Source organism: Gottfriedia acidiceleris (genome assembly GCF_050457485.1).
GTDB classification, from domain to species: Bacteria; Bacillota; Bacilli; order Bacillales; family Bacillaceae_G; genus Gottfriedia; species Gottfriedia acidiceleris_D.
Genome location: NZ_JBCMJM010000011.1, coordinates 100,896 through 123,822, shown reverse-complemented (window position 1 = coordinate 123,822; position 22,927 = coordinate 100,896). Strand labels below are relative to the sequence as shown.

14 protein-coding genes and 1 pseudogene are annotated in these 22,927 nt (G+C 34.2%); 5 read left to right on the top strand and 10 right to left on the bottom strand.

Annotated elements, in window-relative coordinates; all coding sequences use genetic code 11:
* Window positions 1-91: 91 nt before the first annotated feature.
* Entirely contained in the window at window positions 92-7,432 is a 7,341-nt protein-coding gene (locus tag ABEY15_RS12790; RefSeq protein WP_429890466.1) for an Ig-like domain-containing protein, read from the bottom strand.
* Window positions 7,433-7,761: 329 nt separating this feature from the next.
* Here ABEY15_RS12790 and ABEY15_RS12785 point away from each other — a divergent pair, with 329 nt between their 5' ends.
* From ABEY15_RS12785 to ABEY15_RS12765, 5 genes are all read left to right on the top strand, one after another.
* A complete protein-coding gene (locus ABEY15_RS12785) occupies window positions 7,762-8,982 on the top strand; it encodes a HupE/UreJ family protein (protein WP_429890464.1) in 1,221 nt (406 codons plus the stop codon).
* A gap of 47 nt (window positions 8,983-9,029) precedes the next feature.
* Window positions 9,030-9,224 (top strand): hypothetical protein, encoded by a 195-nt coding sequence (locus ABEY15_RS12780; protein ID WP_429890463.1) that lies wholly within the window; start codon window positions 9,030-9,032, stop codon window positions 9,222-9,224.
* A gap of 32 nt (window positions 9,225-9,256) precedes the next feature.
* Complete coding sequence (locus ABEY15_RS12775) at window positions 9,257-10,102, top strand: hypothetical protein (RefSeq protein WP_429890462.1); 846 nt, start codon at window positions 9,257-9,259, stop codon at window positions 10,100-10,102.
* Window positions 10,103-10,363: 261 nt separating this feature from the next.
* Window positions 10,364-12,004 carry a copper resistance protein CopC gene (locus ABEY15_RS12770; RefSeq protein ID WP_429890461.1) on the top strand — a complete coding sequence of 547 codons (1,641 nt, stop codon included), beginning with the start codon at window positions 10,364-10,366 and terminating at the stop codon, window positions 12,002-12,004.
* Between the two features lie 29 nt (window positions 12,005-12,033).
* On the top strand, window positions 12,034-12,666 hold the full coding sequence (locus tag ABEY15_RS12765; protein WP_429890460.1) for a YcnI family protein: 633 nt from the start codon (window positions 12,034-12,036) through the stop codon (window positions 12,664-12,666).
* 252 nt (window positions 12,667-12,918) lie between these two features.
* On the opposite strand, the gene ABEY15_RS12760 is transcribed toward ABEY15_RS12765, so the two are convergent.
* The 9 genes and pseudogenes from ABEY15_RS12760 to ABEY15_RS12720 form a co-directional block, all read right to left on the bottom strand.
* A complete protein-coding gene (locus ABEY15_RS12760) occupies window positions 12,919-13,488 on the bottom strand; it encodes a manganese catalase family protein (RefSeq protein ID WP_429890458.1) in 570 nt (189 codons plus the stop codon).
* A gap of 15 nt (window positions 13,489-13,503) precedes the next feature.
* On the bottom strand, window positions 13,504-13,767 hold the full coding sequence (locus ABEY15_RS12755) for a spore coat protein CotJB (RefSeq protein ID WP_025569246.1): 264 nt from the start codon (window positions 13,765-13,767) through the stop codon (window positions 13,504-13,506).
* A 2-nt stretch (window positions 13,768-13,769) separates the two neighbouring features.
* Window positions 13,770-13,976, bottom strand: a complete 207-nt coding sequence (locus ABEY15_RS12750; RefSeq protein WP_429890528.1) for a spore coat associated protein CotJA — start codon at window positions 13,974-13,976, stop codon at window positions 13,770-13,772.
* 109 nt (window positions 13,977-14,085) lie between these two features.
* Window positions 14,086-15,567, bottom strand: a pseudogene (locus tag ABEY15_RS12745) (flavin monoamine oxidase family protein).
* Window positions 15,568-15,739: 172 nt separating this feature from the next.
* Entirely contained in the window at window positions 15,740-16,717 is a 978-nt protein-coding gene (locus ABEY15_RS12740; RefSeq protein ID WP_429890457.1) for a ring-cleaving dioxygenase, read from the bottom strand.
* 209 nt (window positions 16,718-16,926) lie between these two features.
* Entirely contained in the window at window positions 16,927-18,660 is a 1,734-nt protein-coding gene (gene cydC, locus ABEY15_RS12735) for a thiol reductant ABC exporter subunit CydC (RefSeq protein WP_429890527.1), read from the bottom strand.
* A 14-nt stretch (window positions 18,661-18,674) separates the two neighbouring features.
* Entirely contained in the window at window positions 18,675-20,378 is a 1,704-nt protein-coding gene (cydD, locus tag ABEY15_RS12730; protein WP_429890456.1) for a thiol reductant ABC exporter subunit CydD, read from the bottom strand.
* Window positions 20,378-21,391 carry a cytochrome d ubiquinol oxidase subunit II gene (gene cydB / locus ABEY15_RS12725; RefSeq protein ID WP_429890455.1) on the bottom strand — a complete coding sequence of 338 codons (1,014 nt, stop codon included), beginning with the start codon at window positions 21,389-21,391 and terminating at the stop codon, window positions 20,378-20,380. Before cydB ends, cydD begins: the two co-directional genes overlap by 1 nt.
* On the bottom strand, window positions 21,388-22,782 hold the full coding sequence (locus ABEY15_RS12720) for a cytochrome ubiquinol oxidase subunit I (protein ID WP_429890454.1): 1,395 nt from the start codon (window positions 22,780-22,782) through the stop codon (window positions 21,388-21,390). Before ABEY15_RS12720 ends, cydB begins: the two co-directional genes overlap by 4 nt.
* Window positions 22,783-22,927: the final 145 nt, after the last annotated feature.

Genomic DNA, 22,927 nt, shown 5'->3' with positions numbered 1-22,927 from the left:
TCATTACATATTTAATATCAGTTACTTTTGCAATTAAAAGGGGGCCGCCCTTATGTCAGTTATCCTGACTTATGAGACAGCCCCAATCTTTTTAAACTTTATTGAATTTGACAACAGTTATAGTAGTCGTAGGACTCACATTTCCACTCTTATCCGTGGATGTTATTGTTAATATCGTTCCAGCCTTTAAGTGAGAATTAATTGTAATGGTAAATTTACCACTACTACTAGCAGTTACTTCCCCTAATTTAGTAGAACCACTCTTAACAACCACCTCAGATCCTGGTTCAGCTGTTCCTGTAATAACATCAGTTTTATTCGTTACCGTATTAACAGTTGGTGCTGTTGGAGGTGTTTTGTCTATTACTTTTACTTCAACTTTTTCACTACTATTTCCTCCTGAATCAGTCGATAAAATCGTTAATACTGTTCCAGCTACTTGTTTTGCAATTAATACGTCAAAACTTCCATTACTATTTGTCTTTCCTGAACCAATAATTTTATTTCCTACAGAAACGCTAATTGTCGATCCTGCTTCGGCCGTCCCAGTCACATGTGTGTCAGAATCACCCACTACATTAACAACTGGTTTGATAGGAGCTGTTTTATCTATTACAATTACTTCAGTTATTGAACTATTATTACCTGCGTTGTCTGTTGAAAAAACTGATAATATTGTTCCTGCACTTTGTTTTGAAGATAATAAAATAGTGAAGTCACCATCTTGATTTGTTACTGCTTGACCTAGAATGACAATCCCTTTTGAAACTGTGATTGTTGTTCCCGGCTCTGCCTTTCCTGTTACATACGTACTATTGTCTTGTACTTCATTTACAATAGGAGCATTCGGTGCTGTTTTATCTTCTACAATTACTTCAGTTATTGAACTATTATTACCTGCGTTGTCTGTTGAAACAACTGATAATTTTATTCCTGCACTTTGTTTTGTAGCTAATAAAACGCTGAAGTTGCCATCTTGATTTGTTACTGCTTGACCTAGAATGACGATGCCCTTTGAAACTGTGATTGTTGACCCTGGCTCTGCTTTTCCTGTTACATAAGTACTATTATCTTGTACTTCATTTACAACAGGCGCGTTTGGCGCAGTCTTATCACTTACAATTACTTCTACTCCATCACTTTCATTATTTGCTGAGCCAAGTGCTGTTACTACAATTTTCGTACCAGCTGCTTGTTTTGTAATTTTCATTTCAAAGTTTCCAGTATTATCCGCTATTACATTAGCAATTTCATTATTATTTACTTTTGCAATTACTTTTGCACCCGCTTCAGATGTACCGGTAATTTTCTCATCTTGATCAGAAATAGCATTTACTACAGGAGCTTTTGGAACAGCAGTATGAGTTCCAACTAATTCTTTCGTATCCCTTACTCGTATACGATTTCCTTCTGAGAATTTACCTGCTAGACCTGTTGCTTCTAATGTATCCCCAATATTCAGGTTTGGTACAGGTCCGCTTTGGTTCACAACGTATCCATCTGTAAATACTAATGTTAGTCCTGAACCGTCATCAATTACATAAGAGTTATCATCATACTTAGAAACAACTTTACCAGTTACTTTAATTAATTGACCTTGATTCTCTTCATTATTTGAATCCTTTGTACTAACAACCTTCGCTTCGATTGGCGTTCCTTTACCTAGTTTTACAACACTTTCTGTAAAACTGCCAAACTCTAATTCGAAGTTATTTTCAAATATTTTTATATGACCATATATGCGTACCTTATCGCCAACTTGTAAACTTCCTGCTGGCACATCATTAAAGGCCATAATTCCACCAGTATCATCTTGAATGTAAGCAGCATCAAAGAATGAAGTAGCTGTTACAGTTCCCTCAACAACAGCGTTCGTTCCTTCTGCAAGCTTACGGGCATCACCAATTGACTTTACTTCGGGATCAAGATGAGACAACCAGTTTACAACGTTTACTGCAAACGGGTCATTACCTTTTGGATTATATGTTTGATCCATTTGTTTATCATTAAAGATATTCATACCTGATACGAATACTCTACCATTTCCAACTTGTTCAGAAGCAATGACCGGAATGCTAGAGCCACCAGTGACTTGCTCTAATGCTGGACCATTTTTTCCATTAGAAGTTTGAACATTGTATTTTACAGTATCCGATTTAATACTAGTTGTATCTTGGAACGTAGATTCATTTCCTTGAACTAGAACTTTTACAGTATCACTGTCTGTTAATGGAACTTTATTCCCTGAACCATCATTTTTAGCAAGACTAGATCCACTATAAAACTCAATCGGTTGAATGAAATCCGTTAATGTTGTTTTTTGATTCGGCGTTGGGTGTAATCTAACCGCATAATTAGCTGTCAGTGGTGTTCCCCAGAAGTTACCGTCATGTGTTTCATCAAATATCCCATCATTGTTCACTAAAATACTTGAACCTACACCTGATAAAATACTATTTATGTTTTGATTTGAAGCACCAAAATTACTCTTTTCTGTCAGTAATAAAGAACCACCATTTTTCAAGAAATTATTAATCTCTGAAATTTCACTAGCAGAGTATGCTGTAGCTGGGTGTGTAACGACTAATACACTAACATTCTTTAATACTTGTTCTGTAAGTGGTGAAGAATTTTCTGCAACAGTATAACCTTGTTGCTTCATTAAGGTTGTAAATAATTTGAAATTATCTTTATATGTGCCAGTGTCTTGTTTTGAATTCTCATTGTTGTGAGAACCATCAATCATAACCACTTTGTTTAATGGAGCTTTGATTGTAAATGATTGCTCGTATTTATTATTACCGAGATCATGTCCATCAGCTGCTGATAAAACAACAATGATATTATGTGTACCAGGAACTGGATCCGTCCATGTAACGCTAGCACTTGCTGATGAGTTAGATGGAAGTGAATCGATTGAAGCATCCGCAATAAAATGGTTTGCATCGATGCTGTCATAATAGAAATGAGCAGTTACTTGTTTAACATCTAAAGTTCCTTGGTTACTTATTCCCGCTGTTAAATTAGCTGAAAGTCCACCAATAATCGCTCCATCTTTCGTCGTAACATCACTTACTTTTACCGCTAAGTCTTTCTGTTGTGACCAAATTGGTGCTGAGTAAATTTGGTCTCCATCTTTTTGTGTAACTTTTACAACAAACCATTGTTGCCCGCCTACAACGGTAAAGCTAGGCTTCCAATTAAATGAAGTTGAATCATCTGTTGGAACATACTTATCAACCACTGTTCCGTGATTTGTAATTAATTCTACCTTTGCGATTGCATCGTTAGAAGCAGTTTTTATATAGCTATAATCTGGATCACTAGCTTGCTCTAAAACAGGATCTTTACCTGATATATTGAAATCTAATGTATCAGTATCTACTGTGGATCCCATATAAAAGCCACTTGCCGATACATCTAATGAAAAGTTAGGATCCTCTGTCATATAAACACGTTTGTTTTTCATTGCATCAAGTAAAGCATCTTGACTTAAATCTTTTGCTACAATTACAGTACGCTTCTTCGTTTGACCCCATGTTGCATCATGGTTATCTTCACCATAAGTTGGTGCAACATGCCAGCCGATATCAAGAGCACTATAATATTTATCTTCAACGTTTGCATATGAATACTTCCCTGATCCATTCCCTACCTCAAGCATTGTAAATAGCTTGTCTAAATTTTTGTTATAAGGAATGAAGTTATCAAACGCATTTGCAGACATATCTGGATGGTTGAATTGCGCTACGATATTATCATATGTTAGTACCCAACCATAATACTTTTGTAAATTTTGATAAGCACCACCATCTACAACACGATCAATGAAATTTTCAGTTCCGAATACATTTGAGTGACCCCATGTAGTTGAAGTCATTTCAAAAGCAGGGAAAACAACGAATTGACCGTCTTTCGTATATTGTTTTGCTAAATCCTTTGTTAATTGCCAATCGGTACCACCTGTTCTCTCTTTAAAGCCTTTACGATCGACAGTATCTTTATTAACAAGGTCTGAATCGATATCGTGGGAATGATCCGAGAACGCAAAGAAATCATAATGATACTTTTCAGCAGCTTTTAGCGCTTCTTCCGGACTACCTGCCCCATCATGTGAAATATTCGTATGGTTATGTGTCGTTCCACGATAGTGATTTCCACCAGTAAATCTTTCTGTAACTGTGAATTTCCATGTATAGCTAGAAGGATTATTTAATTTATCCTTTGCAGACACCGTTATTGTGTGCTCGCCTTCAGTTAATTCATTAGCAGTTGTAAGGTTTACTTTCATTTCTGTTTCATTAATTGTTGCGATTGATGTTTTATCTTGATTATCGATTGAAATAGCAGCTGATGATAGATTTATTCCACTTGGATCATCCATTTTCACGACTATTTCAGGATGTCTTGAATCAGTTTTATCACCGTTTGCTGGTACCTCGTTAAAAAATCTAGGGCCATCTTGATCATCTACTACTTCTACAGCTAAAGGCTTTGAAGAACTACCTACAGCTTGTTTGCCTTCTGCATTTTCCGCTTCGATATAATAGTAGAATTTTACTTTTGGAACATCTGCTTCTAAAATTTTCCCATTGTAATTAATATGGTCTGCAGTGTCCATAATCACTGAACGATAAGTAGTGTCACTTTCTCCTTTATAATAAAGCGTAACTGAATCTGCATTCTTCGCCACAGCATTAAAAGCAGCATCCATTCCCGTATAAGCTTTTGTAATTGGAGTATGATTTAAAACTAATTGACCTTTTACATCACTTGCTTTTCTTGGTAAAAGTAGATATCCACTCGTAAAAGGTGCAGCTTTTTTATATTGATTGACAATACCTGTAAAGGTATATGTCTGACCTTGTTCAATATTACCTAAAGATCCTTGAATACGTACGATTGCTAACTTTTCACCAGATTCATCACTTACAGTAATATCATAGTTTGGACCTTCTGTAGGAACATTTGTTACTTTTCCAGTAAATGAAACTAATTTACCTTCAGTTGCCTCATTTAGCTCACCGATCGTAATATTTGTAGCTGCCGGTAAATGATCGTTTCCAACAAAGCGAATCGCCGTTGGAATAAACTGAGTCATCCCCGCTGTAAATACTACTCGTCCATCAATGCTATATTTATTTCCAGCTTGAATCGTAGTAGCAGGATTCATATGATTGATAACATTGATTGCACCTGTCTGATCTTGAATAAAGAAATTTGTACTTACATCGCCATTAGGCTGATTATCTGTAGTTGCTACTCCTTCAATTGTAGTGGAGTAACCATTGTTGATTGGAAATCCTATTTCATCATTTTTTCTTAATTCACTAATTGAAGTAACTGATTTATCCTTACCAGCAACATCTATTCTCGCGTAGTAACTTTCCTTTGGAGTAGGTTGCGTGGAATCAGTTTCTGTTAAGTAGATAGATGTCTGATCACTAGAATCCGTAAAGCTTAATGTAAAAGAACCGTCAGCTTCTGCAGTTACTTGTTGCTCGTTAGTTAATTTACCTTCACTCTCAAAATAAGCTTTTACAGTAGATGAAGCAGGTACCGATCCAGCTTGCCCTTTAACGGTAGATGTACCATTAGATTTTGTATAAGTTATTTTAGATCCATCTGGAGAAAGCATAAATTTTGAGTTATGTACAACCATTTCATCAGAATAGTTCGCACTTGATGGTTTATTCAGGACGAAATCTTTTGAAGGATCTTTTGTAAACCAGCCATTTCCAAGTCCATATGCTGAACGTGGGTCTGTGCCGATATTTGTTTTACGTTGAATTGTACCCCCACCAATTGTAGAGTCTGAAATTGGACTTCCCCAATATAAAGGGTTTTTATAAACGGCTGTACCATTTGTATACGCTAGTAAATCAATTGCGTCTGGGTCATCTACTCCTGTAACAGCTGTCGTTTTCTTTGCAAGTACTAATGCACCACCAGTTGAACCACTTGGGTTTAAAGTAGTCGTACTATCTGGAATCACAGGAAGTGCTTGTCCTGTCGTACCTGTACTACCTGCTACTAAGAAGTAACTATGCGCTTTAATAATGCCTGATAAAGCTTGCCCTGCTCCAAAGTTCATTGTTGATGCTGAAGTATAAGCAATAGACCAGCCTGTTAAATTAATGTCTTTATCTGTATTATTATAAAGTTCAAAAAACTTTGTTTTGTAGAATGCTCCCCCATTTCCACCATTTACATAGATTTGGCTAAATACTACGTCACCTGGTGAAATTACTTTTGGGTTTTCAGTTGGACCAGTATAGTTTACAGCAGTTCGATCACTCGGAGTCTTTTCTGCTTCTTGAGCAACGAGATTAACTACTGATTTCGACCCAGGATTAGCAAATGTCACGTTAAATGAACCATCTGCTGTTGCTGTTGTAGTTGCTACTATTGTATTGTCATCGAAATATAGATTTACGATTGCATTACCAGCAACTGCTCCTGCAGTACCTGATACATTTGTATATGAATTAAAAGTAATTTTTGTAGCTATTGGAGCGGATGTTTTCTGAACGACAGAACCTGAGAAATTTACTGAAACTTTATCACTTTCAGCTTTTCCATTTTCTTGTGCAGTAACATATACAACCGATTGTGAATTGGTAACTGTAGCGGTAAATGCACCATCCGCTGAAGCCGTAGTCGTACCAGCTAGTTTATTATTATCATCATAAACCTTTACAATGGAATTACTTGCGACTGCTCCAGCATTTCCAGTTACTGTTGAATTTGTAGAATAATTGATTTTTGTTGCATCAGGTGTAGCGGTTTTTTCTAAAGCTGGAGATCCGTTCGCCTCACCATTAATAACAATATCAGCAATACGACTTGTACCAGTTGTAGTACTAAAATTAGTGCCGTCATTTTTTGCAGCTAATGATGAATTGACAATCCATCTTAAATAAACTAAGTTCTTGTCATTTACCTCACTTGGCAACGCTACATTATTTAATTGTCCCCCACTTGACCATGTAGCACTTCCCGTAGAAACAGAACCACCCGGTACATCAACCCATGAATTTTCATCCAAACTATATTGAAGTTTGAAATCTTTTGGCCCCGTTGAAGAACTATATTGTTTAGATGAAAGAGTTATATTTTCATAGTTTTTTGTTGATAACGAAACTTCCCAAAATGAACTATTATTTGACCATGTATTTGCGTTAATAACTGTATTCCCAGAAGGGCCGGCATTATAACCAGTAATCTTAGAACCAGTTGTTGTTATATTACTATTCATATTTTCAGGTATTCCAGCAGATGGTGTTGTTACTTGTCCATTACTAAAATCCCATTTTGCTAAAGTAGTTGAAGTGGCTGCCTTAGCCATTTGTGGACTAATTGTTGATAATAGCAATAGTATCGTTGCAAAAAGACCAAAATACCTTTTGTACTTATGCATTATTTTGTGCATGAAAATTTCCCCACTTTAATTTATTATTTCTAATTAACCAAAACCTTCTTTCAAAAACACAAGACTATTTTACCATTGAGTTATTTCTAAATAACCAAAACCTTTTCTCGGAAACACAGGACTATTTTACTATCGGGAAATAATTACAGAATTCTCTCCTCTCCTCACTTGAATTTAGTTAACGCCAGTTAACTATATAATGTATATCATAGATAATTCTACAATACTAGTCTGAATTTACGAACTCTTTACAATTCAAAAACAATTCTGTAACATTTACTTTGTACGATAACTATGTCTTTCTTACTTTTATTTCCCGGAGGAAACAAATGAATAATAGTATTTTTTACTTACCAAAAAATAGATTCAGTCGTGCTTTTCCCCTATTTTTCTGCTTTCTCATTTTTTTAAGTACATCTTTTCGAACTGCAGAAGCTCATTCATTAAGTGCTAGTTACACTACACTAAATCTCTTAAAATCAAAAACTACAATGAACTTTGCTTTAGATGAAGTTTCTGTCATGGAATTAACAGGCGGGGATATTAATAAGAACGGAATGTTAGATCCAGATGAATTTGAGGCAATAAAAGAGAAAATAGAATCCACGATCCAGAGTAATCTTATTCTGAAAATGAATGGAGAAAAACAAAATTGGACAAAGGTAAATAAATTGGAGCTCAACCGCAAAGGTGATGCTACCCAGTTTATCCTTGAGGTTGATTACCCTGCAATTCAACCTTCTCAATCTATTAGTCTTGTTGATCATTTGTATGAAAATGATAAAAATACAAGTACAACCTATGTGGATTTGTTGAAAGTGAACTACGGACATGATAGTAGTACTGCCGCTCTTTCAGATCAAGGCCGTATGTGGTCTATGATTCTTAGTGATAGTGCTTATGAGGGATTAAGCAATAATCCGGATACAATCCAACCTGCAAAACAACAGCAAGAGGCCGTAATAAAAAAAGAATCCCATTCGGACTCTACTACAAATACATCATCTAAAGGATGGGTAACGTTTTTAAAGCTTGGTATGAACCATATACTTACCGGTTATGATCATTTACTATTTTTACTTTCACTACTGATTGCAAGACAAAGCTTTAAGCAGTTTGCTAAAGTAATTACTGCTTTTACAGTCGCACATAGTTTGACTTTGACACTAACTGTTTTAGGAATTATTTCAATTCCTTCTTATATCGTCGAACCTGCAATTGCGATTAGTATATGTTATGTAGCGATTGAAAATATCTTCCGTAAAAACATAGGTCATCGTTGGGTATTAACTTTTATTTTTGGATTAATTCACGGAATGGGTTTTGCAGATTTATTAACAGCAATGCATCTTTCAAAAAGTGAATTAGCAGCTGATTTAGTTAGCTTTAACCTTGGAATTGAAGTCGTTCAGCTTTCGATTGTACTTTTATTACTACCACTATTAACACAATTACATCGCTCGAAGTATTCGAGGAATGCCATTATATCTACCTCTACGATTGCTTTTATATTAGGTGGAATTTGGTTATTTGAACGGATCATATCTTAAACAGGAAGAGTGAAACCTTTGCGAAGAATAGCTACAAGCCAATTTAAATGCGAGAACAAGTTGCAGAATCAACCATTTCACAGCAATTTGTGAATGATTCTTGGGTAACAATTACAAGAGTAATCGGAAAAACAAGCTTTAATGGTCAGACAGTCACTAAAATAAACGTTCAACAATCAGAGCCAGCTAAATCTCCAAGTGTTCAATATGTTATCCCGATTGGAACTTCGAATCAAAGCTGAAGCTTAAAAACTAATTTAGAGGTGTTTTTTATATGGTATTGAAGTATGGAAGTCTTTTCTTAGTACTCCTTCTTACATTTTATAGCTTTCATCATTTTTATCGAAATAAAGAGAGATTTCCTAGTACTTTAGAATCATCGATTTCTTTATTGGTCGGTGTATCCTCTGCTACTATTAGTTTCTTAATCATGTTAACTACAAATTATAATTTACTACTGGTTTTCATTTTGAACCTATTGTTAGCCATTTTAATTTTTGTTCTATCGAAGAAACTATTTGGTAAAGGCATTACAGATATGTTAGCATCTCTACTCGGAGCGTTTATCGGGTTTGTCATCGGATATATGACATTCATTTCAAATACAACGTTTGTTATTGTGGATATTCTGTTTATTATTTTTATTTATCTATTGTTATTTTTCGTTGATCGAAAGCTAGTTTCAAATCAAAAGAGTAAGAATAAGAGTGTTCATGCCAGATCATCGAACAGTACTGTTGTATTAACTTCAATCTTACTTATATTTGTCATCATCTTTACCGTTAATTTGAATAAAGTAAAAGTTGGTGTAATTGGGCAACCACAAAAGCAAACTGCAAAACAAGATAATCAAAATGACCTTCAATACGCAACAATTCATGTAACACCATCAGGTTTTAGTCCGAAAAATACAATCTTTAAACCTGCGACAATGACTAAAATTATTGTTGATGTTGATCCAGATGTCGGGGGCAATGCAAGATTGGCCTCTGCTGACTTAGGTATTAACATTCCATTGAAAACTGGAAAAAATATTCTTTTATTAAATAATCCATTAAAAGGAGAATATAACATCTCTTTGGAGCCTTCTAAATCTGTTGGTAAGTTGCTTGTTAAATAAATATTTCAGACTGTTGACAAGCGCTTGCAATCAGTCTGAAAATCATTTTTTTGAACTTTGTCTAACACTGAAATCCACAAGTAATTGGTTTTACTTGTGGATTTTTTTTTGTATAAAGAGTAATACACCGTTGAATAATCTTACTATCTAATCCTAATAAAATTTTAAAATTTATCACATTTCTATCACAATTTTACTTTAGAATTTAGAAGTTGTTTTATTTTCTAATTTACTCCAATAGATATGAGGTGACGTAAAAAAATGAAAATCCGAATTATGGGGTTTTCTTTCTTAATATTATTGATTGCTGCCGCTTTTTTTCCGTCCTTAGCTTCAGCACATGCCTATATCATCAAATCTACACCTAAAGAGAATGAAGTTTTTATAAAATCTCCTCAACGTATTCAAATACAATTTGATGAATCAGTACAGTCTGCATTTCATTCTTTACAAGTTTTAGATGAGGTAGGGAATCGAGTTGATTTGCGAAATGGCAATATAAATAAGAAAAATCATTCAATTTTAGAAGGAAGCTTAAAACCTAATTTACCAGATGGAAATTATCATATTGTTTGGAAGGTAATTTCTAGTGATGGCCATTCAGTAAATGGTGTAATTCCATTCAGAGTAGGAAAAGTTGATGGTTCATCAACAATTTCGAATAAAGCAAGCCAATCCCTACCCAACACAGACGTAATGGGAACCTACTGGATTGAATATATGAGTTTACTTTTATTTGTTGGACTTTTATTTTTTTGTTTATTTATTTACAAAAGCGATCAGAACAATAGAACGATTGCTTTTAAAAATTCCAAAGCCTTAGTGTTAATCTTCTATTTTGGAATTTTATTTAGTGTTCTTTTAAGCCTTTTAGTTGAAACAAAAAACTATACAAATGGTTCATGGCAAAGTATTTTTCACAAAGATTTGCTATTGGAAACAATAAACAGTACAAAATTCGGAAGTGTATGGGTAATCCAAATTCTTCTACTTATTGTTCTAGCTAATTCACTGTATATGGCTTGGAGAAGTGAACAAAAAAGTTCTTTCTATTGGTGGTTAAGTGCTTTATTAATCGGCATTTTCTTACTAATCTCAAAAGCTTTTATTGGGCATGCTTCTATGCAAAATGAATTTTTACCAGTTTTCTTTGATTTTATTCATTTACTTTCTGTTTCGATTTGGATAGGAGGATTAATAGGCATAAGCTATATACTTCCTAAAACGCATAAGAAACATGACGGGAATGAGGTTTACTGGAAAACGATCCAACGATATTCTAGTTGGGCAACAATATCAGTCGTTTTACTAATGGCAACTGGTATTTACGCAAGCTTAAAGTATATACCTAACTTTTACTCTTTATTACATACAACCTATGGCAAGGTTTTATGCGGAAAAGTTATCTTATTTCTAGTCATGCTACTTTTAGGATTGATTCATTTTATCAAAGGAAAACGCAGAAAAAACAAATTAGGAAAGTCAGTTGGGTTTGAAATAAGTATAGGAGTAATCGTTCTAATCCTTTCATCCTTATTAACAAACCTACCAACCGCAATGGAATCACCTGGTCCTTTTAGTAACACAAAGCTAAATAAAGGTTATTCAGTTACATTACACGCTACTCCGAACATAGTCGGTAAAAACAAATTTAACATTAATATAAGAGATAAAAATAATAAGCCTGTGTCTACTATTCAACAAGTTACACTTACCTTTAAAAACACTGACATGAATATGGGAAATAACACTACTCAAGTTAAGAAAACTTCGGCAGGTGTTTATGAAACACAAGGATTTTATACTGATATGGCAGGGCATTGGGATGTAAAAGTCCACATTTTAACGAACTCTCTCGATTCTATAGATGTAGATTTTAAATATATAGTAGGTAGTAAATGATTTTTACATTAAAAGGAGACTAACAAAAAATGAAAAAATTTATTTTAAAAACGTCTAAAATTATCGCTTCAGCATTTGCGATGACAATGATCTTTACTGGGATTGCGAGCGCGCATGTTGTAGTTAATCCTAAAATTTCAACTCCTGGTGCTTGGGAAACATACACAATGAAAGTACCATCTGAAAAAGAAATAGCTACAACAAAAGTTACACTTAAAATCCCTTCAACATTTGAATTTGTTTCATATCAACCTGTCCCAGGATGGAAATTTAGCGAAACAAAAGATGCAAACGGTGTTGTTACATCTGTTACTTGGAGTGCAGAAAATGATGGTATTCTAGCGGGACAATTTCAACAATTCGTATTTATGGCCAAAAACCCAGACGCTGAAGTAAATGGAGCTTGGGATGCATATCAATATTATAAAGATGGCAGTATTGTTGAGTGGACTGGTGACGAAAAATCAGAAGCACCACACTCGATTACGAATATCGTAAAAGACACAATTGTAAAAGGTGAAACTGTTAAAACAACGAAAGATGAAGCGGTTAAGGAAGATACTGACAAATCAAATTCTAGTAATACCTCTTTAGTATTGTCAATTGGGGCAGCTGTACTATCAGTGATTGCTTTACTGATTGCGATTCTTAAGAAGAAATAAGATGTAGATACAATCATTAAATGAGGGTGCCCTAGAGCCCCCTTATTTTTTTATACTGAATGACGAATCAAGTCTCAGCTGCGATTACACCTTAAAAAATCGCAAATAAACTTAATAATTACCCATACTAGTAAAGGTATTATGACCTTAAAACTTGATAAAAAGCACTGTTCAAATACCTCACACTGCTATAAAATTAAAAACCTGTTCCCGATTAAATATAAGGAACAGGTTCAAAATAATATCAATCAACTAAAAAATCTTCCGCTGTTGTCGATCCTCTTTCAGAATTTCTACAGCTTCCCTAAATCTCTGTGAATGAACAATCTCACGTTCTCTTAAAAATCTTAAACTATCATTTAAATCCGGATCGTCAGAAAGATCAATGATCCATTGATAGGTTGCCCTAGCCTTTTCTTCAGCTGCAATATCTTCATACAAATCCGCAATTGGATCTCCTTTTGCTTGAATATAAGCAGTAGTGAACGGCACGCCGTCTGAATTATGGTAGAACAATGCACTATCATGAGATGCATAATGAGTATCTAATCCGGCAGCTTTCATTTGGTCTGGAGTTGCGTCTTTTGTTAGCTTATAGATCATCGTAGCAATCATTTCCAAATGAGCAAATTCTTCTGTTCCGATATCCGTTAAAAGTCCAATAACTTTATCAGGTATTGAATACCGCTGATTCAAGTACCTTAAGGCAGCCGCTAACTCACCGTCTGCTCCTCCATATTGTTCAACTAAAAACTTGGCAAGCATAGGATTACAGGTACTTACTTTAACTGGATATTGTAATTTTTTTTGATAAATCCACATTTATACTCCCTCCTTCTAAACCTGCCATGGCCATGGGCCCTTATGCCAGTTCCAGTTTTGATCTGAATAACTGCCACCAAATTGATATAACGGTCCATATTTTGACTCGAAATTAGCTTCAATTTGTTTTTTATATTGAACATATTGATTAAATTGGTTAATTGCATTTTGATCACCTGGATGAGTATCTAAATATAAGGTTAGTTCTACAAGTACAAAATCAACAGCTTGCAGTTCCTCTAAATCCTGATAATACTCTGGAGGAAGTTGCTCAGTCATTTTTAATCCCTCCTAGATTTATATGGATTTTCATAAAAGTCATAAAACACTTTCCATAAAGTACCTTTTTTCAATGCTTCTTTGTAAGAAAATTGCTCTAGTCCTGGTGGCTGAAATCCTAAATATAAGTGTGGAGGTGTAGAATAATATTTTGTACCAATTGGTGGGCACGGGTCATTTGGGCCATGAAAAACATTCCATGATTTCACAGGGGTAAATTGAAGTCCTTGATTGTTCTCGTTCAAACTGATCACTCCCTCAAATAAAAAGACATCCACTATTTTCACTATATTCAACGAAAATATGAAAAATGAATTTTTATCGTTCAACGAAAGTTCTGCTATTTACTTCAAATGCTGACCGAATGCCAGATTCGATTGCACCTTCTATCCATGCAGGCGCAGAAGATGTATGTTCACCGGCAAAATGAACTCTCCCCTCCGGAGTAGAAATATAAGGCGTTAGCTCTCTATTTTGTTCTGGCTTGAACATAGAAAATGCTCCCCCAGAGTATGGATAAAGAGCCCAACTATGAGTGTAACCTGTAATAAATTCTGTATAAACTTGGTTACCATGGTTCGTGGCCAAATTACTTAAAGCATTCATTATCCGATCATTTTCAGACATACTATCCCAAATTAATGCATCATCTTCCCAAGTATAACTAGCTAAAACAATTCCCGATCCATTTTTACCATTATGATTACTTGGATAATATGCAAATCGGATTGGTAAATCTGTGGTTAATTTCCCACCTAATGTCCCATCTTTCTCCCAAAATCTACTTTTAAATTGAAGCCCAATTTTTGTTGACGGAACATAGTGTAATTCGCGTATTGCCTTCCATTTATCATAAGAAAATGAATTTCTTGGAATCACTTCGATGAAGTTTAATAACGAAAAGGGGATAGTAATAATGGCATAGTTAGCAGTAGTTTGATAAGGCAGATGGCTTGTATAATGATCTGAGTGAATCGTTACTTGATTATTTTCTTGCACGATTTTATTCATTTTTTGTCCAAAGAATAGATTATCCTTCAATTGTGTTAAAAGCTTTTTAGGTAGTTGATCATTACCACCTGTAATCTCATAAAACTTAATTTCCTTTGAAAATAACACAATGAACTCTCTTAAAATAGCCGTAAAGGCAAGCTCAGGAAATCCTTCCATCCCTTGAAGTACTTTTACTTTCTCTACAGCACCAAGCGACAAGGGTGTTCCGATCGGATTATATCTTAAAAATGAATCCATCGAATGCTGATCATAATTTTCAATAATAGTTTTCCAATTTTCATCAGGGTTTTGTTTAATAAAATCCATTGCGGACTTTAGAGACCTTTCAATTAACTGGTCAACATTTACCCCTTTTTCATTGGCCGCTACACGATAACCTAAAATATCAGGATTTTGTTCATATTGCTTCTGTGTTGTTTTTATTCCGTTAACGAAGATAATATCCTCTGACTTCCCATTTACAAATTCATTTACTTTTAAGTTAAATTTATTTATATATTCAAGTACAAGTTTGTGATCAGAAGCAATACGCATTGCACCCAATTCCAACTATTGATCATTAATAAAAGGTGCTCTTTTCGTAAAAATTCGTCCACCCACTCGACCATTTGCTTCTAAAAGCGTCACTTCATGTCCTGCTTCCTTTAATAAAGAACCAGCCACTAATCCCGAAATTCCTGCTCCTACTATAACAATCTTTTTCGGATTATTTGTACTCTCTAGTCCATTTTGTATTAAAGTAACCATTTCATCCTTCGATAAACGCCTACCTGATGTACTATTCATGCTCCCTCTCCTAAAAAATTATTTTAGTTCATAAGATTTTTATTCAGTGGAATATTTCATTAGAATAACAAATCGTTTTATGCATTATTTTTTTCAGGAAATTTTTTACAATTAGATTAAGAGTTCTTTAATAAAAAAACACTCACTTCAAAAGAGTGAGTGCTTTCGGACATTATTCTTTCACAAATTCCTTCGTACTTCTTACAGTATCAATCTGACGTACCATTCCTTCAATTTCATCACGTTTTGGTTCTAAGAATGGAGGTAAAGATAACTTTTCACCAAGTGTCTCATAAGGTTCGTCTCCCATAAATCCAGGGCCATCTGTTGCAAATTCGAATAAGATTTGTGGAGCAACTCTTGCGTATAATGATTCAAAGAAGTGACGATCTACATAGCCAGAGTTTGGTAAACGGAACGAATCAAGACGTTTAATCCACTCTTTTAATACAGATGTATCTTCTACTCGGAATGCTACATGATGAACAGTACCGAAGCCTTGGTAAGCTTGTGGTAATATTTCATTATGCTCCGCAATAATTTGAGCTCCATTTCCTCCTTCACCGACTTCGAATAAATGGAATGAACCTTCTTTATCAATTTCTTTAAATAAAAGTACTTTTTCAATTACTTCTTTAAAGAATGCGAAATTAGCTACACGGATAAAAATTGGTCCAAGTCCTGTTATTGCGTATTCTAATGGGATTGGTCCTTTTTGCCATGGTGTGCCTGAAGTAATCCCTTTATTATGCTCATCTGAAATTAATTGATATTGCTGGTCGTCGAAATCTACGAATGATAATGTTTTCTTACCAAATTGTGTTTTTATTCCTGAGTGCTTTACTTCTAATCTGTCAAAACGCTTCACCCAATAATCTAATGCTACATCAGTTGGTACACGGAAGGATGTTTTTGAAATTTCATTTGTTCCATGTACTCCTTTTTGAATTCCAGGGAAATCGAAAAATGTCATGTCCGTTCCAGCGCTTCCCTTATCGTCTGCAAAGAATAAATGGTATGTTTGAATATCATCTTGGTTGACCGTTTTCTTTACTAAACGCATCCCTAAAACATATGTGAAAAATTCATAGTTTTTTTCTGCACTACTAGTTATAGCTGTTACATGATGGATCCCTTTTAAGCCGTTCATACTAATTCCTCCATATAAATTATTTAGATAAGCTTTTTTATTTTGTGAATCTATTGATGAAGAATACTGAAAAAAATTTATTAAAAATTATTTTGAATTCAAGATATCTCGAATTCGAGATAAATATATCATGTAAATCATTTACCGTCAAATTGTTTTTAATATCTAAAAAAACTCTGGCAATTATGCCAGAGTTTCCGGATAAACATCTATTCAATTACACTAAATGGTCGATCTAGCTCAAAAAGGTTGCGATATCGGTCCTCAGTTTTGAAAAGTTCTCCATGTGAGCCTTTCATAGCGATTTTGCCTTTGTCTAAGAAGAGAATTTGATCAGCCATTTCTGCACCGATTAAATGGTGTGTGATCCATAATAGTGTCTTTCCTTCTAATACTTTAAAGATTGTATGAAGAAGTTTTCGTTCTGTAATTGAATCTAATCCGACAGTTGGTTCATCTAAAATAACCATTGGTGTATTTTGAAGAAGTATTCTGGCCAAGGCAATTCTTTGACGTTCTCCACCTGAGAATCTTACACCGGTTTCTTGCATAGGTGTATGATAGCCTGCTGGAAGTGATGCTATATAATCATGCAGTTCTACCATTTTCGTAACTTCGATTACCTCTTCGTCACTTGCTGCTGGATTTCCTAATCGAATATTATTTATAACTGTAGTATCAAATAAATATGGCTTTTGATTAAGTACAGATACAACTTTCGAAATTTGGTCTCCTAAAACTATACTTTCAATCTCATTTATTTTAACGCTTCCTTCAATAGGGGTCTCTACTCCTTCAATTAGTTTAAGAATAGTTGATTTTCCTGAACCACTCGGACCTAATAAAGCAGTTTTTTTGTTTTCCTCAATTGTAAAAGAAACATTATTTAAGATCGTTTCATTTTCAGAGTAATGAAAAGATACATTTTTAAATTCGATTTTTCGATAATCATCGATATTACCTTCTATACTAGTTAAATTCTGATCACGATTCACTTCTTTAATCTCTTCTAAACGACTAATTGAATCAGCATATAAAGGAACACTTCCAAGAGAATTTGATAGTGGAATAAAAGCTTCTGTTAAAGGAAATAAAACTAAAACAAATGCAGCGATAAAAGTTCTTGGAATTTCTCCAGCTAAACTTTCATTCCCCGCCCAATATAGCATTATTAAAACTAAAATCGCTACAATACATTGAGCAATTAAATCGCGCCGTCTTCTAAATCTTTTTTCCTTGTTTTGGATATTTCTTAACGATTCATCCATTTCTCTATAATTTTTAATAAAGCTACTTTGTTTACCACTAAAAAGCCAATCACTAATCCCCATAACTGCATCAGCTAAATTTTCATATAAATGACTCTTTTCCTTTTTTATTTGGTAAGTTCGCGCCTTTTCAACTAATAATGAAAAATACGGTAAGACACCTACTAAAACAAAGGAAATGACTGCTGTTAATATTGCAAATGGAACAGAGAAGAATCCAAGTGCTACCACCGATATAAAATAGATAAACAATGAAGCAATTCCAGGGAAAATAGTTTTTAAATAAATATCCTGTAAATATTCAATGTCATTTGCTAAAAGACCTAAAATATCTCCTGTTTTAAACTTCGAATTAATCGTAAGTGCATATGGTTCCAGATTACTAAATAATCTTGTTCTCATTCTAGATAAGATTTTTAAAATTGTATTGTGTCCGACTAATCTTTCAACATACTTAGAAGCCGACCTTAAAATACCAAAAGTACGTACAGCTACGATTGGTACATAAATCATTAAAATATTTTCAGGTCTAGTTGCTGCTTTAGAAATTAAATAGCCGGAGGTGTACATAAGAGATGCCGCTGCAAATATAGTCAGTGAACTTAAAAAAATCACACCTATAAATAAACGACGATTTTCTTTTATATATGGTAAGATCCATCCATTTTTATTTATCATCTATTTACCTTCTAACTATGAATTAATCGATAATAATGTCCCTTTTTCATTAATAGTTCTTCATGGGTACCTACTTCAATGATGCTACCTTCATTCATCACAATGATTTGATCCATTTCTTTCATCCAATGTAAGCGATGTGTAGCCAAAAACACTAATTTACCAGAGAATAACTGAAGCATTGTTTGTTTTAATTCAAACTCAGTTTCAATATCAAGATGACTAGTAGGTTCGTCTAACAAAAGAAGCGGACGATTTTCTAGATAAGCTCTAGCAAGCGCGACGCGTTGACTTTGCCCCCCACTTAACGCTCTTCCACCTTCACCTATTTTTTCTTCTAATCCTTTTGGTAATTCTTCTATTAAAGATGTTAAGCCAGCTTGAACAGCTGCATTTTCAATTTCTTCTTTAGTAGCATTAGGTTTATAGAAGCTTATATTATCATTTAATGATTTTGAGAAAATATAAGGACTTTGTGGAATATAGATTAACTGTTTATGCCAATCTTGTATTTGCAGATGCGAAACCTCTTCACCAGAAATTTGGATAGTCCCGTTTGCTGGCTCTAAAAATCCACCTATTAAATCAATAAGCGTTGACTTACCAGAACCACTTTCTCCAACAATCCCGATTTTTTGAAACCCTTTAATACTTATATTTATATTCTTTAAGGTCGTTTGACCATCTTTTTCGGGTTTTACTGATATATCTTTAAACTTAATTTCGCTAGCATGATTCCAATCTGAAATAGGAGCAATTTCTTGAACCTTAAATTCTTGCTCATCTAAAATATCTTGCATTGCTTTCCCAGCTTCTTGACCATTTAATGTAGCATGATAATCAGCTCCAACCTCACGAACTGGTAAGAAATATTCAGGAGCTAAAATTAAAATTGTTAGTGCTGGGCCTAATAAAATTACTCCATCAATCAAACGAAGTCCTAAAAATACTGCAACTGTAGCGATTGATAGCATTGTGAATAAATCTAGTGCAAATGATGATAAAAAAGCTACTTTTAATGTGCCCATCGTTGCTTCTCTGTATCTTTCACTTACACTTTCTATTTTCTTTATATGTTTTCTACTTAATCCAAGAAATTTTAATGTTTCCAGACCACGTAATGAATCAGTAAAATGATTCGATAATATACGGTAAACCTTCCATTGTTTATTTGATTTCTTTTTAGCTGCCAAACCGAGTAAAATCATAAAAATAATAATGATTGGAAATGTTACGATTAGTATAAGTGCAGAAACTTTATCAACAAAGAAAATATAGATCACGATAACTGGTGAGACAATTGCTAAGTTAATCATTTTCAATGGAACAATTTCTAGGTAATTTCTTAGTTGTGTAGTTCCTTCCATAATAAGCGTAACAATATTACCTGTTCCTGATTTCCTTGCAAATCTAGGTCCAAGTTTAAAAAGCTTTTCTAAAACTTTCATTTTCATTTCGGATGAAGCATTATCTGCAAAATGCTCTGAACATTTCTGCTTTATAGTCGAAATAATATAACGACAGATAAATGCAAGGATGAAGAAAATAGTAGCGTATAAAATATCGCTACTATTTTTTCCATTGAACAATCTGACAATAGCTTGTGATAGCATATATGCCTGAATAATAATTGCCGTTACTTGTATAATTGTTAAAAAAGATAGGATCATTAATAAACGATTTATCCCTTTATATTTAATAAGATCTTTTCCCATTAATAAGTCAAATCCTTCTCATCCACTCTTTTTCTAAACACATAATAACTCCAAATTTGGTAACCTAATACGAATGGTAATAATGTACATGCAACTATTGTCATTACTTTTAACGAATAAGGACCAGACGAAGCATTATAAACAGTTAAGTCATACGTACTTTTGATTGAACTAATCATGACTCTTGGGAACAGAGAAGTAAACATTGTCCCGACTGTTAGTACAATCCCAAGTCCTGTCATCGTAAATGACCAGCCATCTCTTTTCTTAAAAATGAATATTGTAGCAAGAATATAAGAGACTACGATTAATAAAATTAGTGGAACTGTTATATATGCTTTTACTCTAAACATATCCGTTTCAAAATATGCCATACCAGTAAAGGCAACTAAGAATAAGAACACTGGCATGATTACCATACGTGCTAGAGAACGTGCACGGTTTCTTAATTCTCCAACCGTTTTTAATGTTAAAAACATTAATCCGTGTAAGAGGCACAGTAGTGTCACCGTTACTCCGCCAACTACTGTGAATAAATTTACGTAATCTGTAAAACCAGCAGATATATTCATATTTTGATCGATTGGCATACCTCTAAGGATACTCGAGAATAATACACCGAATAAAAATGGTGGTAATAAACTTCCGAAGAAAATGACCCAATCCCAAGCTTTTGCCCATTTGGCATTTTCAACTTTGCCTCTAAATTCAAAAGCAACACCACGTCCAATTAATGCCATTAGTACAAATACAAACGGAATATAGTATCCACTAAACATCGTTGCATACCAATTTGGGAATGCTGCAAAAATTGCTCCACCTGCCGTTAATAACCATACTTCATTAGCGTCCCAAAACGGTCCAATTGTGTTTATTAAGATTCTTCTTTCAGTATCATTTTTGGCTAGTAGCTTCGTAGATATACCTACACCAAAGTCGAAGCCTTCTAAGAAGAAGAACCCTATAAATAAAACTGCTACAAGTAAAAACCATAATTCATTTAACTCAATCATACAATTGTCACTTCCCTTTCAAACGGATCGACCGTAGGAACCTTTTCAGTTTCAACATGATGTGTTCCTTTTTTAATTTCTTTCACAAACAGGTAAACTAAAACAACAGCTAAAATTGCATACATAGTTGTAAAAGTTGCGATTGAAAAAATGAGTGATCCTTTTGAAACATTTGGTGATACAGATGCAGCAGTAGTCATTAAACCGAATACAGTCCATGGTTGGCGACCTATTTCCGTCATAACCCAACCAGCTGTATTTGCAATAAACGGTAAAGAAATTAGTAAAATTGATGCTTTTAAGAATAGATTTTTTGATTCTAATTTTTTACGATAGCTAAAATATAGACCTAGCATCGCCATTAAAATCATAACCATTCCTGCTCCTGCCATAATTCTAAAGCTCCAGAAAGTTGTATTAACTGGTGGAATATAATTTCCAGGACCATATAATTTCTCGTACTGCTTTTGTAATGTATTCATACCAGGTACTTTACCCTCAAACTTCTCATAAGCTAGATAACTTAATAAATATGGTACTTCTACCTCGTATTTATTTTCTTTCTTTTTCGAATCAATCAGACCAAAGACCATCCAGCTTGCAGGGTCACCACTGTCTTTCCATAGACCTTCACTTGCAGCCATTTTCATCGGCTGAGTTTTCATTAAATGCTTTGCTTGAGAATGTCCGCTAAATGCGACACCAATTCCTGCAATTAGCGCGAACACCATTGCAAGATTAAACGCTTTTTTAAATAATTCTGTTTCCTGTTTTTTTAAGATTTTATACGCACTTACACCAGCAACAAATAACGCTCCAGTTGCTAATGCTCCAGCAATTGTGTGAGGAAACTCAACTTTAAGTTGTGGATTTGTTATGATTGCTAAGAAGTCGGTCATTTCTGCACGACCATTTTTAATGGCAAAACCTACTGGCTCCTGCATGAAAGAATTGGCTGCTAAAATCCAAAACGCAGACATTAAAGTTCCGAAAGCAACTAACCAAATACACATTAAATGAATTTTTTTATTAAGTTTTTCCCAACCAAATATCCAAATTCCTAAAAATGTAGACTCCATAAAAAATGCTAAAAGTGCTTCAATTGCAAGTGGTGCCCCAAATACATCCCCAACAAAACGGGAATATTCAGACCAGTTCATTCCGAATTGAAACTCTTGAATAATACCTGTCACAACACCAACTGCAAAATTAATTAAAAATAAGTGCCCAAAGAATTTTGTTAACTTTTTATATTCTTCGTTATTTCGAAAAACATACAATGTTTCCATAATTGCTACCATAAATACTAAGCCTATTGAAAGTGGTACAAATAAAAAATGGAAAATTGTAGTGGAACCAAATTGTATTCTTGCAAGCTCTAACACACTCACAGTACATCCTCCTTAGGATAAAAATCATTTCAAAAAAATTTTCATTAAGCTCGAGCAAAACTTTGAACATTTTTTCACAAATAATTCAATAAGTAAATTTCAGAGAACCATTCAATGGTACCTGTTGTTACTTCTAGTTTACTTT

Bases quoted from the DNA above. Each gene is read 5' to 3' on its own strand.
- ABEY15_RS12760 (WP_429890458.1), bottom strand. From the start codon at position 13,488: ATGTGGATTTATCAAAAAAAATTACAATATCCAGTTAAAGTAAGTACC.
- ABEY15_RS12780 (WP_429890463.1), top strand. From the start codon at position 9,030: ATGCGAGAACAAGTTGCAGAATCAACCATTTCACAGCAATTTGTGAAT.
- ABEY15_RS12755 (WP_025569246.1), bottom strand. From the start codon at position 13,767: ATGACTGAGCAACTTCCTCCAGAGTATTATCAGGATTTAGAGGAACTG.
- ABEY15_RS12765 (WP_429890460.1), top strand. From the start codon at position 12,034: ATGAAAAAATTTATTTTAAAAACGTCTAAAATTATCGCTTCAGCATTT.
- ABEY15_RS12770 (WP_429890461.1), top strand. From the start codon at position 10,364: ATGAAAATCCGAATTATGGGGTTTTCTTTCTTAATATTATTGATTGCT.
- ABEY15_RS12740 (WP_429890457.1), bottom strand. From the start codon at position 16,717: ATGAACGGCTTAAAAGGGATCCATCATGTAACAGCTATAACTAGTAGT.
- ABEY15_RS12785 (WP_429890464.1), top strand. From the start codon at position 7,762: ATGAATAATAGTATTTTTTACTTACCAAAAAATAGATTCAGTCGTGCT.
- cydB (WP_429890455.1), bottom strand. From the start codon at position 21,391: ATGATTGAGTTAAATGAATTATGGTTTTTACTTGTAGCAGTTTTATTT.
- ABEY15_RS12775 (WP_429890462.1), top strand. From the start codon at position 9,257: ATGGTATTGAAGTATGGAAGTCTTTTCTTAGTACTCCTTCTTACATTT.
- ABEY15_RS12790 (WP_429890466.1), bottom strand. From the start codon at position 7,432: ATGCACAAAATAATGCATAAGTACAAAAGGTATTTTGGTCTTTTTGCA.
- cydD (WP_429890456.1), bottom strand. From the start codon at position 20,378: ATGGGAAAAGATCTTATTAAATATAAAGGGATAAATCGTTTATTAATG.